The sequence below is a fragment of the Flavobacterium sp. GW821-FHT11G01 genome (assembly GCF_058808175.1).
This window is the reverse complement of sequence record NZ_JBXARK010000007.1, coordinates 67,682-86,686: the sequence shown is the minus strand read 5'-3', so window position 1 is coordinate 86,686 and position 19,005 is coordinate 67,682. Positions and strand designations below refer to the sequence as shown.

Here is a 19,005-nt window from a genome sequence, read left to right as displayed (position 1 = left end):
AAAAAAAAGGCTGACGATTACAGCCAGCCATTTCACACTTTCAAATCAATTATAATTTAGCAGCAATTTCTTTCTTATACTTGTTAAGAATTGATTTGGTCATTCCTAAGTTTGCTTTCGTTGAGTCAACCGCGAGATAGATCATATACAAATTATTCTCAGAAATATCAATAATATGAATTTGAGAAGATAAAGTAATCATGATATCTGAAACGATCTGGTTTTTTAATCCTAAGGCACTGATTGCATTCATTTTTGCTTTTACAACTTCAAGGTTAAAAGCAGATGCTAATTCAGGATCAAAATCTGAAACTACAGAAAGTGAAAAGTAGGACATTCCACTTTGAATTTCTGCAATTGATACTGCAATGAAACCAGGTACATTTTTTTCTAAGTCTTCTCCGAATTGTTTTAAAAAGTCTGACATAATTTTGGTATATTAAATGGTTTGTTAATTTGTTTTTCAACTGTATGTTGACATTACAAATATATTTTTAAAAAGATTTTGAATTCTTTTCTCTTTAAATTGATTTTCGTATTTTTTTTCATTTTTTTTAGAATTATATTATTTTTCTATAAGGTTTTTCCTTAAAATACTAATAATGAGATATTTGTGTTTTGTTTTTTTATAACCATTTAGTGGTGGTTTTTTCTTATAATTAAATTATTGGATTATTGTAGCTAAGTGTTTGATAATTAATTAATTATGTTTTAATTTTTTTACCATACGATGGTGTTTAAATTTTAATTTTATTTGTTTTGTTTTTTGTAAGTTGTTGGTATATTGTTTATTGTAATTTTTTTCCTGTTTTTTAGCCTTTTGATGGTTTTGTTTTAATGGAAAAAAGCTTTTTTGTTTGTTTAGATTATATGATGAAATAAAAAAGTTTATCAAATGAGTTATTTTATTTGAAAAATGATATCGTTAAGTACTCATCTTATAAAACGAAAAGGCAAAGAATACAAAATAGGCTATAAGGAATTTGCGATTAAAAGAAATTAATATCTTTTCGAATCGCTGTAACTTCCTTCTTTAATCTTTTAAGTTTTTGTATTCTGTATCTACTTTTAGATAGGAACTCCACTTCATTTCATCTAAATAAAAAATTGATTTATGTATTTACAGTTTGTATTTTTGCATTTATGAATGACAATTTTATAAATGAGTATTTTGGGATAGGAATACAAAATGGTAAAACGCCTGAGAATTTAGGTGTTTTGTGGCGATCGGCTCAAAATTTAGGCGCAACTTTTATATTTACAATAGGTAATCGATATGCTAAACAAGCCTGTGATACACATGATGCAGTAAAAGCAATTCCTTATTTTCATTACGATACTTTTGAGGCATTTTTTGAAAACCTACCTAAAGGAGCGCGATTGGTTGGTGTTGAATTAGATGATAAAGCTTCTGATTTAGAAACATTTGAACATCCAAGACGTTGCGTTTATTTATTAGGAGCAGAAGATCATGGCTTATCTAAAAAAGTAATGGATAAATGTCATTCCTTAGTAAAATTTAAATCAATAAAAAGCTTAAATGTAGCTGTGGCAGGAACTATTATTATGTACGACAGGAACTTGCCTAAGCCACGTTCTTAAATAAAATCTAGTTTAGCTTCTTCTCACTTTCCATTCTTAAACAAGGTTCAGGGACGTTTTAGTCTTGTGTTTTGTTGATAACTATTGAATGATAATTCGGTTGTTTTATCTAAAGACAACTCAAAATACCTTTATAGTTATTTTCTGGCCCTCATCCAGGTTAATTCCCCTTGCTCATTCTTTATACTTTTTTACAAAAAAATCTATAAAACGATAATTTTGCTAAAATTAAGGCTGAATGAAATTGATAAAATACGTGTTTTTTATAAAATTTATTACGTAGACTGTTTTTTATCATAGTTTTTTTTATGTATTTATTAAAAAATTATATAAGCAACCGGTTGTTCTTTGAAATGTTTTTTTATATTTGTAATAAATACACTTATTATATAAGTAGATTTTAAATTGAATGTTTTTAATATAACCTTACATTTTTAGATGTTAAATAATAATCGACCAATTCAAATGAAACAGAGACAAATCTTTTCCTTATTATCATTTTCAGTATTATTTCTTTTTTCTTTTAATGGAGTAACAATAAAAGATAGCCTTCTAAAAAAACAAATTGAAAAAGGACCAATCTTTTCTAACGTTATTTATGAAGGAGATGATATTATTTATAAAAATAATCCATTGAAATCAGATGAGTTTTACTCGCCAATTTTACAAGGATGTTATCCTGATCCTGCGATTACCAGAAAGGGAGATGATTATTATATGGCTTGTTCTTCATTTGCGATGTTTCCCGGAGTACCAATTTTTCATTCTAAAGATTTAGTGAATTGGACAGATCTGGGAGGTGTATTAAATAATGTTTCCGAATTTAATCCACATGATACAGGCATCAGTCAGGGCGTATATGCTCCGGGTATCACGTATAACCCTCATAATGATACTTTTTATATGATTGTAACAGCCTTTACAGGTAATATGGGTAATATCATAGTAAAAACAAAAGATCCCATGAAAGGTTGGGGAAGTCCTATAAAACTAGATTTTAACGGAATAGATCCTTGTATTTTCTTTGATGATAACGGAAAAGGTTATATCGTTCATAATGACGCTCCTGATAAAGGAAAAGAATTGTATGAAGGGCATCGTGTAATTAAAGTATGGGAATATGATGTAACAAATGATAAAGTAATTCCAGGCACAGATAAAATTATAGTAGACGGTGGTGTAGATCTGTCTAAAAACCCAATATGGATTGAAGCTCCTCATTTATATAAAAAAGACGGCCATTATTATTTAATGTGTGCTGAAGGTGGAACAGGAGGAAATCATAGTGAAGTTGTTTTTATTAGTGATAATCCTAAAGGACCTTTTAAACCAGCATCAAACAACCCAATTCTTACGCAAAGATACTTTCCACAAAATAGACCAGATAAAGTAGACTGGACCGGTCATGCAGATATAGTTTTAGGTCCTGATAATAAATATTACGGTGTTTTTCTGGGAGTGCGTCCAAACGATAAAGACAGGGTAAATACAGGTCGTGAAACTTTTATGTTGCCTATAGACTGGTCGGGAGTTTTTCCTGTTTTTGAAAACGGATTAGTTCCGCTGGAGCCAAAAATAAAAATGCCGAAAGGGACTGAAAACAAAACTGGAAAAGACGGATTTTTTCCTAATGGAAATTTTACGTTTACTGAAAATTTTACTTCCGAAAAGCTAGATTACAGATGGATAGGACTTAGAGGTCCTCGTGAAAATTTTATTTCTGTTACCAAAAAAGGACTTGAGATTAAACCTTTTGCTGTAAATATTAAAGAAGTAAAACCAACGTCAACACTTTTTTACAGACAACAACACAATACTTTTTCTTTTACAACAACAATCGATTATAAACCTGCATCTGAAAAAGATCTGGCAGGAATTGTTTGTCTTCAAAACGAGCGTTTCAATTACGTCTTTGGTATAACAAAGAAAGGAAAGGATACTTATGTTTTGTTAGAAAGAACAGAGAAAGGAACATCAAAAATTGTTGCAAGCGCTAAAATCGAAATCAAGAAAAATATCCGTTTGCAGGCAAAAGCAAAAGGAGACAGTTATGAATTTAGTTATGCTCTTAATGGTACCGATTTTGAAAATTTAGGAGGAAGCGTTTCAGGAGATATTCTTTCAACAAATGTGGCAGGTGGTTTTACAGGAGCATTAGTAGGATTGTATGCTACGGCTTCAAATGATGCTCAGATAAAATAAATATTGAAATTAAAACATACAGAATGAAATCAATAATTAGATTTTTCGCATTTACGGTTCTTTTTTTAATAACACAAAAAGGATATTCTCAGGATCAGGATTTTCACGTTTATTTGAGTTTTGGCCAATCAAATATGGAAGGCTATGCTAAAATAGAACCACAGGATATTGTAGGTATTGACGATCGGTTTCAGGTTTTACAAACTGTAAATTGTCCTGAAATTAAGCGTACAAAAGGAAATTGGTATACTGCAATTCCACCCTTGTGCCGATGTAATACCGGATTGACACCAGTTGATTATTTTGGAAGAAACATGGTTGCCAATCTTCCTAAAAATATTAAAGTAGGTATTATAAATGTTGCTGTTGGCGGATGTAAAATCGAACTTTTTGATAAAGATAAAACTACAGAATATATTGCAACCGCACCCGACTGGATGAAAGGAATTCTTAAGGAATATAACGATAATCCGTATGCGCGACTTTTGGAAATGGCGAAATTGGCACAGAAAAAAGGAGTTATTAAAGGTATTTTACTGCATCAGGGAGAATCGAATACCGGTGATACACTTTGGCCACAAAAGGTAAAAATTGTCTATGATAATTTGATAAAAGATCTGAATCTTGATCCCAAAAAAGTGCCTTTGCTTTCAGGAGAAACCGTAAATGAAGATCAGAATGGTAAATGTGCGAGCATGAATAAAATTATTGCTACACTTCCAAAAACAATATCTAATTCTTATATAATTTCATCAAAAGGCTGCACTGCCGAGCCTGACTTTTTGCATTTTAATGCGGCAGGCTACAGGGAATTGGGAAGACGTTATGCTGATAAAATGCTTTCTCTCTTAGGTTATAAATTCTCAGAAGGAAAATCTCCTTTAAGAGTGCAGGCGCCTGTTGGTTTTGATCAGTTAAACTCAAATATTCCATCAGGAAAAATAGAAAGTATTAGTTATGAATCTAAGACAGTTGGTACTATTAGGAAAGCAACAGTTTATACACCTCCGGGATTCAATAAAAAGAAAAAATATACTGTTTTGTATCTTTTACACGGAATTGGCGGCGATGAAAAAGAATGGCTTAACGGAGGAAATCCGCAGGTTATATTGGATAACCTTTATGCCGAAGGAAAATTAGAACCGATGATTGTTGTAATGCCAAACGGCAGAGCAATGCAAGAGGACAGTGCCACCGGAAATATAATGGCTCCGGATAAAGTACAGGCATTTGCAGTTTTTGAAAAAGATTTATTAAACGATTTAATTCCTTACATCGAAAAAAAATATCCGACTTACAAAGACAGAGAACATCGTGCTATCGCCGGTTTGTCTATGGGAGGAGGACAATCGCTGAATTTTGGTTTAGGAAATCTCGATAAATTTGCCTGGGTAGGAGCATTCTCAGCCGCTCCTAATACAAAAATGCCGGAAGAATTACTTCCGAATCCTGAAGAAGCAAAAAAGAAATTGAAACTGCTTTGGATTTCCTGCGGAGATAATGACTGGCTTATCGAAAATAGCAGAAGAACCCATGATTATTTGTATAAAAATAATGTTCCGCACATTTATTACATTGAACCGGGAGTTCATGATTTTAAAGTATGGAAAAACGGCTTGTATATGTTTTCGCAGTTTTTATTTAAGCCTGTCGATCAGTCTGTTTTTACATCGTATACTATTTTAGGAGATCCGGCAAAGACTAATATTCGTAATGCAAAATATCCGCAAATATTACCGGATAATAGAGTAGTTTTTAAAGTTAATGCTCCACAAGCTTCAAAAGTACAAATTGATTTAGGCAGAAAGTATGATATGGTAAGGGATTCGGATGGATTATGGACTGTAACTACTGATGTGATCAATAAAGGATTTAATTATTACTCTTTACTTATTGATGGTGTGGCTGTTGCCGATCCGTCAAGCGAAACCTTTTATGGTATGGGACGTATGGCCAGCGGTATTGAAATTCCGAATAAAGAAGGTGATTTTTATGCTTTAAAAATGGTTCCGCATGGTGATGTCAGAATAAAAAAATACTTTTCAAAAGCAACTAATTCATGGCGCGAAATGTATGTTTATACACCACCGGGTTATGAAAATGCTACCGAAAAATATCCCGTTTTATATTTATTGCATGGAGGTGGCGAAGATCAAACCGGATGGGCGACTCAAGGCAAGGCTAATTTAATTTTAGACAACTTAATAGCCGAAAAAAAAGCAAAGCCAATGGTAATTGCCATGTTAGATGGCAATATGGGAAATACAGGAGGAGTTGCCGGTTTTAATGAAAATGCATTAAAAGCTTTTGAGAATGAATTAAAAATGGGAACAATCCCTTTTGTTGAAAGTAATTTTAAAGTAGCAACTGATCCTAAAAACAGAGCTTTAGCAGGATTATCAATGGGTGGATTGCAAACACTTTATGCCGGGGTTAAAAATTCGGATATGTTTTCCAGCATAGGAGTTTTTAGCTCAGGATGGTGGGCTAATAATTCAGCTTTGTCAGCACCTCAATATGAATTCATGAAAAACAATGCCGCAACTATTAATTCAAATATTAAAAACTTTTGGATTTCAATGGGTGGCAAGGAAGATATTGCTTTTGAAAATTGTAAAATAATGATGAGCAAGTTTGACGAAATGGGTATTAAATATCAGTATAGCGAATACTCTGGAGGTCATACCTGGCCGGTATGGAGACACGATTTATTTATGTTTGCTCCTTTGTTATTTAATTAATTCAAAAGTTTATGAATCCCGGAAGACAAAAAAAGTTATGAAAATATATTTAGTTGCCATAGTATTGTTTTTTGGAATTTCATTATCTGCGCAGCAGACAGATGATTTAAAACTTTGGTATAAAAAGCCTGCCGGTGCCGTTTGGGAAAATGCCTTACCAATAGGAAATGGTTTTGAGGGCGCCATGGTGTATGGGAATGTCGAAAAAGAAATTTTTCAGTTAAATGAAGCCACGGTTTGGAGCGGAAGTCCGAACAGGAACGATAATCCGAATGCAAAACAAGCCTTGGGAGAAATACGAAAACTTATTTTTCAAGGGGAATATAAAAAAGCTGAAAAGCTGATAAATGAAAATATAATTACTAAAAAATCCCATGGGCAAATGTTTCAGCCTGTGGGAAATTTAGAATTGAGCTTTTTAGAGCAGCACGACTTTACCAATTATTATAGGGAACTTGATATTGAAAAAGCCATTGCCAAAACATCTTATAAAGCAAATGGTGTGACTTACACGCGGGAAGCATTTACGTCTTTTCCGGATCGTGTTTTAGTTATAAAACTTTCTGCCGATAAACCCGGAAAATTGTCATTTACAGCTGCTTTTACCTCGGAACATAAAAAACAGGAAATGTCCGTTAACGGCAATAATGAACTATCACTTTCCGGAATAACAAGTGATCATGAAGGAGTAGAAGGCAAGGTAAAATTTAATGCACTTGCAAAATTTAAAGTAAAGGGCGGACATATAAATGCAACTGGCAATTCAATAAAAATTGAAGGTGCAGATTCCGTTTTAATTTATGTTTCTATTGCGACAAACTTTATTAATTATCAGGATATCAGCGGAAAAGAAAAAGAACTGGCAAAATCTTTTTTAGACAAGGCATTTGATAAGAATTATGATAAAATGAAGCAGGTTCATATTGCTTATTATCAAAAGTATTTTAAAAGGGTAAAACTTGATTTTGGAACAGCAACCGCATCAAAATTACCAACAGATGAAAGGTTGGCAAATTTTAGAAATGTTTTAGATCCTTCTTTTGTTGCTTTGTATTATCAATACGGACGTTATTTATTGATATCTTCTTCACAACAAGGTGGTCAGCCTGCAAATCTTCAGGGAATTTGGAATACTAGTATGACACCGCCTTGGGATAGCAAGTACACCATCAATATAAATACAGAGATGAATTATTGGCCGGCTGAGAAAACAAACTTATCAGAAATGCACGAGCCTCTCTTAAAAATGATTCAGGAATTAGCCCAAACAGGAAAAGAAACAGCAAAAGTAATGTACGATGCCCGAGGCTGGATGGCACATCATAATACAGATATTTGGAGAATTAATGGTGCTGTTGACGGTGCCACCTGGGGAGTATGGAATGCAGGCGGTGGCTGGTTGAGCCAGCATTTGTGGGAGCATTATCTGTATACGGGAGATAAAGTGTATCTTGAATCTGTATATGAAACGCTCAAAGGAGCAGCTGATTTTTATGCTGATTTTTTAGTAAAAGATCCTGTAAACGGATGGTTGGTCGTAGTACCAGGAAATTCCCCTGAAAATGCTCCGGCTGCACACCAAGGATCAGCAGTTACCGCTGGATCAACGATGGACAATCAAATTGTATTTGATGTTTTTAGCTCAGTTATAAAAGCATCAGAAGTATTAGGCAAAAATAAACAGTATACAGATAGCTTAAGAATATTACGAAATATGCTGCCTCCCATGCAAATAGGAAAATACAATCAGCTTCAGGAATGGCTGGATGATGTGGATGATCCTAAAGATAATCATCGTCATATTTCACATTTATATGGGTTGTATCCTTCAAATCAAATTTCGGCATACAGAACTCCGGAGCTTTTTGCAGCGGCAAGAAATACCTTATTACAAAGAGGTGATATATCGACAGGATGGAGTATGGGATGGAAAGTAAACTGGTGGGCAAAAATGCAGGATGGAAACCATGCTTACAGCTTAATTCAAAATCAATTAACGCCGCTTGGTGTAAACAAAGATGGAGGTGGTACTTACAATAATCTTTTTGATGCTCATCCGCCCTTTCAAATTGATGGAAATTTTGGGTGTACATCAGGTATTACCGAAATGCTAATGCAAAGTTCAGATGATGCCCTTCATTTACTTCCAGCTTTGCCTGATGCGCTAAAAGAATACGGCGAGATAAATGGCTTAAAAGCACATGGAGGTTTTGAAATTAAAGAGATGAAATGGAAAGAAGGAAAATTAATTGCCGTAAGTATTCAGTCAAATCTTGGTGGAAATCTGAGGCTGAGAACTCCAAATGAAATTATTTTAAAAGGCAACTCCAATTTCAAGAAAGCTTCTGGAGTTAATTCAAATGTTTTTTATCAGACAGAAGAGGTAAAAAAGCCTCTTATAGCTGCAGCATCAAATATAAAACCTTTGAATATTGCTGCAACTTATTTATATGATATAGAGACTGAAAAAGGCAAAATTTATAACTTTTCAATTCAATAATATCACAAAAAAATCATTTAAGAATCTGTTTTTGAGTCTAAAAATGATTTAAGTTTTAATTCAATACATTAGCTATTCTATTACAAATAAAAAAAGTAATTAATCAAAAGTGCGTTATGAGTTTTAAATATATTTTATGTTTATGTCTATTTGGTTTTTTTAAATTAAATGCACAATCTATTGTAAAAAGTCCTGACGGAAAACTTAAAGTTTCTCTTCATGTTTCTAATGGAATTCCCTCGTATAGTGTTTTATACAATGAGAAAACGTTCTTAGAAAATTCTCCGTTGGGATTGAAAACCAGCGTTGGTGATTTTACAACAGGATTAGTTTTAAAAACTGATGCAACTCAAAATAAAATCGATGAAAAATATGAGTTATCTAATATAAAACAAAGTAGTGTGCATTATGAGGCAAATGAAACTGTATTTTCTTTCACTAAAGAAGACAAACCTGCTATTGATGTGCTATTTAGGGTGAGCAATAATAATGTGGCTTTTAAATATAAAATATATCCACAAAATAAAGCCCTTTCTTGTGTGGTACAAGAAGAAGCTTCCGGTTTTGTACTACCTGAACAAACCACGACATTTCTTTGTCCGCAAAGTAAACCCATGACAGGTTATGCCAGAAGTGCCCCTAGTTATGAAACATCGTACAGTTTAGATTCTCCAATGGGAAAAAATGGTTTGGGTGAAGGTTATACGTTTCCCTGTCTTTTTAAAGTAAAAGACAATGGATGGGTTTTAATCTCTGAGACAGGCGTTGACGGCGGTTATTGCGGCAGCCGATTAATTGGACATGATAAAGGATTATACACTATTGGATTTCCAATGGCAGGTGAAAATAACGGAAACGGAACCACAGCTCCGGGAATATCTCTTACTGGCGAAACTCCCTGGCGAACGATTACCATTGGCGAAACACTTGCTCCAATTGTACAAACTACTATTCCTTTTGATTTGGTTAAACCAAAATACGAAGCTTCCAGAACATACCAATATACAAAAGGTTCCTGGAGCTGGATTATAAAAATGGATGGCAATACTACTTTTCCGGTTCAAAAACAATATATAGATTTTAGTGCAGCAATGGGATATGAAACGATTTTAATTGATGCACTTTGGGATACTCAGATAGGAAAAAATAAAATTGCTGAATTGGTAGAATATGGATCAGGAAAAGGAGTTGGTTTGTATTTATGGTACAACTCGAATGGTTATTGGAATGATGCACCTCAGGGACCAAGAGGAAAGATGGACAATTCTACAATTCGCCGTAAAGAAATGGCCTGGATGAAAAGTATTGGTGTAAAAGGAATTAAAGTTGATTTTTTTGGAGGAGACAAACAAGTCACCATGAAATTATATGAAGATATACTGACAGATGCCAATGATTTTGGACTAATGGTAATTTTTCATGGTTGTACATTGCCAAGAGGCTGGGAGCGTATGTATCCAAATTATGCAGCCAGCGAAGCAGTTTTAGCGAGTGAAAATCTGCATTTTGGACAAGGTAGTTGTGATAATGAAGCCACTAATGCCTCGATACATACTTTTGTTCGAAATGCAGTAGGAAGTATGGATTTTGGAGGAAGTGCCTTAAATAAGTTTTATAATAGTGAAAACATTCCCAATAAAGGTTCTAAAAGAATGACTTCTGATGTATTTGCTTTAGCAACTGCCGTACTTTTTCAAAGCGGCGTTCAGCATTTTGCATTGGCACCCAATAATTTAACAGATGCTCCGGTTTGGGCAATAGATTTCATGAAAGAAGTTCCCACAACCTGGGATGAAGTTCGCTTTTTAGATGGATATCCCGGTAAATATGTTGTACTTGCACGCCGAAAAGGAACCAAATGGTATATAGCAGGAATTAATGCTCAAAAAGAATCCCTGAAAATTAAGCTAAAACTACCAATGATAAATTCAGGTACAGCTTTAAAGTATTATTTTGATGATGAGGATTTAAACGGAAAGGTAAAAACACTAACACTTAAAAATAATAGCGAGATTGAAATAAAAATTCCTTGTAACGGAGGAATACTGTTATTAAATTAAAAATTTCTTTTTCGTTGTATTTAATTGGAAAAACAAATAATTGGTTTTCAATTAAATAGTATATATTTAATTCAAATTACTAATCATTTTATAATGTTCAAAAAAAATTGTTTTAGAGTCATTGTCATTTTATTTTTTATAGCAAATAACTTGTTTTCTCAAAATACATTTGAAAACTATCAATTTCGTTTAGTAAATAAAGAGTCTTCAAAAAGTGGCATTTATGCCATAGCACAGGATCAGTCTGGATTTATGTGGATGGGAACAAATGGCGCTGGTTTATTTAAATACGATGGAGTTAATTATGTTGCCTATGAGCAAAACTCCAAGCTAAGTAATTCTATTAATAGCAATTTGATTTATGTTATTTACGTAGATACTCGCAACCGGTTGTGGATAGGAACTGATGAAGGATTGTGTCTATATAATAGAAATTTAGATAATTTTGAGAGTATAGATATTCAGAAGAAAATTAAAAAAGAAACCGTAATTTCTATTAAAAGCATTATTGAAGATAATAATGGAAATCTAATGTTAGGAACAGTTAATAATGGTTTACTAAAATTAAATACTACGACGCGGGAAATTACTAAAGTTAATTCTGATGTAGTAAATAACTCAAATTATCTTATCAATAGCCTTGCAAAAGATAAAAAAGGGACCATCTATCTGGGAACAAACTTAGGATTGAAAATATTCGACCCTAAAAAGAATGAGACTAAAAACGTTAACATTGGCAATGACAACCAGATACTCTCGGCAAGCATCGTGTCTATGTGTTTAGACAATAATCAAAATTTATGGATTGGCGATGGATTTAAAGGTTTGATAAAGGTGGATTTACATTCTAAAGTCAAACAGGCTTTTTTCTATCCTATTACGAAAAAAAGAATCATGTCCATTTTAGCAAGAGATTCTAAAACAATACTTTGTGCAACTGAAAATGACGGTTTAATCATTGTAAACGATCAGGGTGAAATTCAAAAAAAATATATAAACAGCAAATTCAATATACGCAGTTTAAGTTCAAATTCTGTTTGGTCTTTATTTCTGGATAAAGAGCGCAGAATTTGGCTGGGTTATTATAACAAAGGCCTGGGGGTTTTTGATAAAATAAACAGCAAGGTGAATATTATCGAAAGTTTGCCCGGAAACCCACAATCTTTACAAACTAATTGTGTTACGGGTATTGCAAAAGATAAGGAAGGGCAGTTGTGGATTTCAATGGAAGGCGGAGGAGTCGATGTATACAATCCTACAACTAAAAAAATTAAGCATATTACCAAATCTGACGCAAGTTTTTTGTCCGGATTAACCAATGATAACATCACAAAAGTATTTATTGATAAAAATCAGAATATTTGGTTGTCCAGTTGGAACGAAGGAATTTTTCTTTTAAAGAAGGGAAGCAGAAACTTTATTAATTACAATACAAAAAACACTCCTAATCTGGCCTCAGATAATATTATGAGTATTACTGAAGATTCAAGAGGCGTAATTTGGATAGGTACTTTTGCAAAGGGTTTACATTATTATACTCCTTCTGACGGACAATTTCACCATTGCAATTCTAAGCCTTTTTATAATGTAATGAATTTAGACATCAGAAATGTGATCGTCGATTCAGATGATGCTGTTTGGGTTGGATCTACAACAGGTTTATACAAGGTTACTACAAAAGATTTTATTACTTTTTCAGTTGTTTCTTTTCGAGATAAAATGTCTGAAAAGCTTAAAAATCATAAAAGCACACACACCATTAATACTTTGTATGAGGCTAAAAACAAAGAAATTTGGATTGGTACAGATGGCGCAGGTTTATTCAGTTACAATAAAAAAACAGATGTTCTAAAATGGTACATCAATTTTAAAGGGCTTAATGAAAAATCAATTTCATCTATTGTAGAATCTAATGATGGAGGAATTTGGTTAAGTGGAAAAAAAGGAATTACGAGACTGGATTTAAAAAAACAAACCACTTTTAATTATTCTATTTATGATGGTTTGTTGGGAAATGATTTTAATAACAATTCGGTGCTCAAAGATGAAAACGGAGTATTGTATTTTGGAAGTTATGAAGGCCTGAATTATTTTAATCCTACGAATTTAGTTAAAAGTAAAAAACAGCTTTCCGTTTATTTTACAGATCTAAAACTCTTTAATAAATCAATAGGACCGCTTGAAAAAAACTCACCTTTAATCAAAGTTATTTCCCAAACAAAAAAAATAATTCTTAGACATGATCAGTCTGTATTTACTATTGATTTTATTGCCATTAATTATTCTTTTCCTGCCAGAAATGAATTTGCATATTATTTAGAAGGCTTTGAGGATTCGTGGAATTACGTTGGTAACAAACGCTCTGCAACCTATACGAACCTGGCGCCGGGCAATTATGTTTTTAAGGTTATGGCAGCTGAAAAAAATGGAGTTTGGAGTCAAAAACCATTAGAATTAAAAATTGAAATTTTACCGCCCTGGTGGAAAACCTCTTTTGCCTATTTATTCTATACATTATTGTTATTAGCAGCTATTTATTTTGCCAATCAATATTATCAGAATCGTTTTAAGCAAAAGCAAATGATAGAATTTGAGAAAACAAAAGCGATTCAAATTGAAAAATTAAATAATAAAAAATTACAATTCTTTACCAATATCTCGCATGAGTTTAGAACACCGCTGACTTTAATTTTAAATCCATTAGGTGATATTATCAGAAATTATAGTTCAGATTTACCAGAAAGTGTATTGAAAAAATTACAGACAATTCAAAAAAGTTCTGACAGACTTTCAAGATTAATTAATGAGTTAATGGATTTTAACCAATTGCAGTTTAATAAAATGACATTGCAATTACAATTAATTGAAATAGTTAGTTTTACAAAAGAAATAGTTAGTTATTTTGACGAAGAAGCACTTAGCCGCGGTATTCAATTGCATTTTGAATCGAATAAAACAACTTTAAAAGATTGGATAGATCCAAAAATGTTCGAAAAAATTATTTTTAATGTAATTTCAAATGCTTTCAAGGTTACTCCCGATAATGGCAGAATAACAATAAAAATAGTAGTTAACAGCGAATTTATCCATTTTCCTTTAATAGATTCAGACACTGCTTATCCTTCATTTGAAATTATTGTTGAAGACACCGGGTCAGGATTAGATAAAAAAGATATAAAGAGAATTTTTGACCGTTTCTATCAGGTAAATAATTTAAATAAAGCCTATTACGGAAGTACAGGAATAGGACTGGAAGTAGTACGCGGATTTGTAGAATTACATAAAGGAATAATTGAAGTAGAAAGTGAATTGGGGATTGGTACAACTTTTAAATTATTATTTCCTGTTGGAAAAGAGTTCTTTAATGAAAGCGAAATACTGCTTGAGGAATATAAAAGGGAGAAAAAAATGAGTTTTACCCCAATTGTCGATAAAGAGGAAATTCAGTCAGAAGATAATCAGGAAAAACAAGACCGAATTTATACCATCCTGATTGTTGAAGACAATGTAGAATTACGTAATTATTTAAAAAATGAACTCAAAAAAGAATATAAGGTTTTAGTAGCCGAAAATGGTCAGGTTGGTTTAGAATTAGCTTTGCAAAAACTACCTGATTTGATTCTAACAGATGTAATTATGCCAGTTATGAGTGGTTTAGAATTGTGTAAAAGCATTAAATCCGATTTAAAAACCAGTCATATTCCGTTAATGATGTTGTCTGCAAAGGCATTAGTTAAAGATAGATTAGAAGGAATTGATTCGGGCGCAGATATGTACTTAAGTAAACCTTTTGATATGGATATTTTAAGATCCAGCTTAGTACAATTGATTAACAGCAGACAAATAATGTTTAATAAATTCTATAACGGAATTACGCCAAAAGCGAAAGAAAAAACAACAACCTTAGATAATGAATTTATCAAAAATGTATTGAATTACATTAATGAAAACATTAGCGAGTCTGAGTTAAGTGTTGAAGATTTGGCCTCGAAAGTATTTTTGAGCAGAAGCCAATTGTATCGTAAAGTTAAAACGCTTACAGGCGTATCGGTAAATGAATTTATTCGTAATGTTCGTTTAGAAAAAGCCAAAGAATTAATAGAATTAGGCAATGACAATATAACGGAAATTAGTTATAAAGTAGGTTTTAGCTCTCCTTCGTATTTTACGAAATGTTATAAAGATAAATACGGATATCTGCCTACTCAGAATAACAAGAGATAGTATTTTTTATGAATGTATCTAAAGACGGCCTGGCCGTCTTTTTTTTGTTTTAATAAATAACAAATCGATGGTTATTTTTAGAATTTTCATATTTATAAATCAATAGTACTGCTTTTTAATTATCAAAATAAAACTCAGATAAGAGTTTATTATGCTTTTTTGGTAATTATTAAATTAATATTAATTGTCTTTTAATTTCTGAATAGCAGAAAAAATAATGCACATTATTATTAATATCTTATTTCTATTTTCTGTATTAAATAATCCTAAAATACTGATTTTGCTCGTTTTTTTAACTCTCATGCTACAAATGTGATAGTTTTTGCATCATTTGTAGTATGTGAAATTTATGTTAACATTATATTTTTGAAGTAACTAATATCAAATAACCACGAAACCATTATTAACAATTTTAAACCAATTTAGAACATGAAATGAAACCACATTTGTGTATTGAAATCCTCTTTTTTTTATCATCAAAAATTAAAAACCAAGAATTTATGATTAAAGAAAACAGAAAATTAAGAAGACATCACATTCGTGATTTTTGAAAATTTTAAAGGGTAGAAAATTAATGTAAAAATTAAATTATCTCAATGCATAAATAACAAAAAACTTTACAACCAACAATTATTTAAACTAAACAAAAAACCAATTAATATGATGTTAAAATTAAAATTTGCAATAATCGCATTGCTAATGATAAGCTATCAGAATGTGATGGCACAATCAAAGACCATACAGGGTGTGGTTATCGATCCGTCAGGGTTTCCTTTGCCTGGTGCCACTATTTATGTAGAAGGTTCAAAAAATAGTGCATCAACAGACTTTGATGGTAAATACTCTTTAAAAGGAGTTAATCCTACAGACAGAATAACATTTTCATATGTTGGATTAGTTACACAAACTATTACTGTAGGTACCAGCAGTGTAATTAATGTCACATTAGTAGAATCTGCACAAAACTTACAGGAAGTTGTTGTAGCCTATGGTGCTCAAAAGAGATCTAAGGTAACCGGAGCAATTTCGACAGTAAGTTCAAAAGATATTACAGCAGTGCCTATTACCAATGCCGAGTCAGCTTTACAAGGTAGAGCAGCCGGTGTTACTGTTGTAAATGGTGCACCCGGTTCAAGCCCGACAGTTAGTATTCGTGGTTTAGCAACAATGGGAAATAGTGCTCCTTTATATGTTATCGATGGAGTTTTAACAGGTAATTTATCTGGATTAAGCCCAAATGATATTGAATCAATGTCGGTTTTAAAAGATGCTTCAACAACGGCTTTATATGGTTCTAAAGCATTTAATGGGGTAATTATGGTAACTACTAAAAAAGGAAAAAAAGGTCCTGGTCAAATAAATTTTAGTACTTACGCAGGTTTTCAAACCATTACAAAAAGATATGATGTTTTAGATACACAACAATATTTGCAGTATGCTAAAGCGTTGGGAAGTGATTTAACAGCAAGAGCTGCTCAATTTGGAAATATTAATACAAATTGGCAAGACAAAATCTTCCAGGACGGAGTAATGCAGGATTATAATTTAAGTTTCTCTAGTGGTACTGAGAATTCTACAAGCCGTTATTCTGCTGAATATCTAAAACAAGAAGGAGCTGTTATTAGTACTGGTTTTGAACGTTATTCATTCAGAGCAAACAATACACAAAACATTGGAAAATTAACTATAGGAAGTAATATCGGATTGTCTTTTAGTGAAACCAATCCAGAGCGTGCCTCGGGAGGTAGAACATTATTGGAACACGCTATTAAAATGGCACCGTATTTACCTGTTTATAATGCAGATAACGTAGGTGGTTATCAAGGTCCATCAACAGCTGATGGGCAAGATGCAGAAAATCCGGTTCGTGTAGCCAATTTGGGATATCAAAAAATCAATGGATTATCTATAATAGGAAACATTTATGGTGAATTTCAAATTCTTAAAGGTTTAAAATTTAGATCACAGGTTTCCTTAGACTATTATACAAGTGAAGACCATACTTTTATTCCCGGATATGAAGATGGTTCTGCTCACAAACAAGCTTATTCGTCAACAGCTGAAACAAATTCTAAAGGACAAACTATCGTTTTTGATAATAGTTTAACATACAAAACGACTATAGCTGATAAACACAATTTAGAAGTATTAGGAGTTATAACTAAAATTGAGAATAAGAGCGAGAATCTAATAGCGAGCAGCCGTTACTATATTTCAAATGATATAGACCAGTTGCGATTACAAGATGCCAATTTAAGCTCTAGCAATATTGAGGCTAATAACTTGGGTTATATAGCTCGTATTAACTATGATTATGATGAGAAATACCTGCTTGCTGTTTCTGGACGTAGAGATGCTTCTTCTCGTTTTGGATCTAATAATCGTTATGGTAATTTCTACTCTGTTGCTTTAGGTTGGAATATTGCAAAAGAAAGTTTTATGACAGATTCTGTTTTTAGCACATTAAAACTTAGAGTAAGTACCGGAACAACAGGTAATGACAGAATAGACGATTATCAATACAGTTCATCTTTAGCAGCAAACTATACGTACCCGTTCAATGGAGCTGCAGGAGCAGGTGTTACTGCAGGTAGAGCTGCAAATCCGGATTTGAAATGGGAGTCTAAAAATGACAGAAACATAGGTTTGGATTTTGGTTTATTTGATGAAAAATTCACAGGATCTTTCGAATATTTTAATAATAAAAGTAGCGATATTCTTTTCGCAGTACCGCTTCCTGCTTCTGTAGGTTCAGCCGGTGGAGGAACTCAAATTCAAAATATTGCCGATGTCAAAGTAAGCGGATTTGAAGTTTCACTTGGATACAACGACAGAAAAGGTGATTTTACATGGTCTGCTATTGCAAATTTAGGTACAAGCAAAAACGAAGTAACGGCTTTGGCTCCGGGTGTAACTAGTGTACTGGGTGGTCCTGCAGTAAGAGCAGGTTTAGAAAACTTCTCAAGATTAGAAGTAGGTCAGCCATTGTTCTATTTCTATGGATATCAAACCAACGGAATTTATCAAAACCAGGCAGAAGTAAATGCTGTTTTAGGAACAGGTCAAACTGTTGTTCAGCCGGGTGATATTAGATTTGTTGATCGTAATGGAGATAAAATAATTAACTCTGATGATAAAACAAATATCGGAAATCCATATCCTGATTTTACATACGGTTTAAACCTTACAGCCGCATATAAAAAATTCGATTTTAACTGCTTTATAACAGGAGTTCAGGGCAATGATGTTTTTAACGCAAATAAATTTGATTTAGAAGCTATGTCACGTTTGTTTAACGCAAGTACAGATGTTCAGGACAGATCAATTGTTCAAAACGGAGTGGTTACTAATCCATCTGCTACATTACCAAGAGCTCTTGGTGCAGGACAAAACTGGTCTTCGGCAAGTCAGCGATATGTTGAAGATGGTTCTTATACAAGATTAAAAAATGTTACGATAGGATATACCTTTTCAGGAGACACTTTCAAAAGCTATTTTTCACACATAAGATTCTATGTAAGTGCACAAAATCTTGTTACAATTACAGATTATTCTGGTTTAGATCCTGAAGTTGCACGTGTAGATGCTAATGCGAATTCTGCCGGAATTGATATTGGTAGATATCCGCAACCGAAATCAGTAATTTTTGGACTTGATGTTACATTTTAATTTATAA

8 protein-coding genes are annotated in these 19,005 nt (G+C 32.7%); 7 read left to right on the top strand and 1 reads right to left on the bottom strand.

The genetic code is table 11. From position 1 onward, the window contains the following. Positions 1–49 precede the first annotated feature (49 nt). Entirely contained in the window at positions 50–427 is a 378-nt protein-coding gene (locus AC1RRN_RS13860) for a hypothetical protein (protein ID WP_492967852.1), read from the bottom strand. Positions 428–1,143: 716 nt separating this feature from the next. Here AC1RRN_RS13860 and AC1RRN_RS13855 point away from each other — a divergent pair. The 7 genes from AC1RRN_RS13855 (at position 1,144) to AC1RRN_RS13825 (ending at position 18,998) form a co-directional block, all read left to right on the top strand. Next, complete coding sequence (locus AC1RRN_RS13855) at positions 1,144–1,602, top strand: RNA methyltransferase (protein ID WP_492967851.1); 459 nt, start codon at positions 1,144–1,146, stop codon at positions 1,600–1,602. 465 nt (positions 1,603–2,067) lie between these two features. Continuing rightward, a complete protein-coding gene (locus AC1RRN_RS13850; protein ID WP_492967850.1) occupies positions 2,068–3,804 on the top strand; it encodes a glycoside hydrolase family 43 protein in 1,737 nt (578 codons plus the stop codon). Positions 3,805–3,827: 23 nt separating this feature from the next. Next, positions 3,828–6,545, top strand: coding sequence for an alpha/beta hydrolase-fold protein (locus AC1RRN_RS13845; RefSeq protein WP_492967849.1), 2,718 nt, complete (start codon positions 3,828–3,830; stop codon positions 6,543–6,545). Between the two features lie 37 nt (positions 6,546–6,582). After that, entirely contained in the window at positions 6,583–9,045 is a 2,463-nt protein-coding gene (locus AC1RRN_RS13840) for a glycoside hydrolase family 95 protein (protein ID WP_492967848.1), read from the top strand. Between the two features lie 116 nt (positions 9,046–9,161). Further along, positions 9,162–11,105 (top strand): glycoside hydrolase family 97 protein, encoded by a 1,944-nt coding sequence (locus AC1RRN_RS13835; protein WP_492967847.1) that lies wholly within the window; start codon positions 9,162–9,164, stop codon positions 11,103–11,105. A 93-nt stretch (positions 11,106–11,198) separates the two neighbouring features. Continuing rightward, positions 11,199–15,329, top strand: coding sequence for a hybrid sensor histidine kinase/response regulator (locus tag AC1RRN_RS13830; RefSeq protein WP_492967846.1), 4,131 nt, complete (start codon positions 11,199–11,201; stop codon positions 15,327–15,329). A gap of 660 nt (positions 15,330–15,989) precedes the next feature. Beyond that, positions 15,990–18,998: a SusC/RagA family TonB-linked outer membrane protein gene (locus tag AC1RRN_RS13825; RefSeq protein ID WP_492967845.1), complete on the top strand. Its 3,009-nt coding sequence runs from the start codon at positions 15,990–15,992 to the stop codon at positions 18,996–18,998. Positions 18,999–19,005 lie beyond the last annotated feature (7 nt).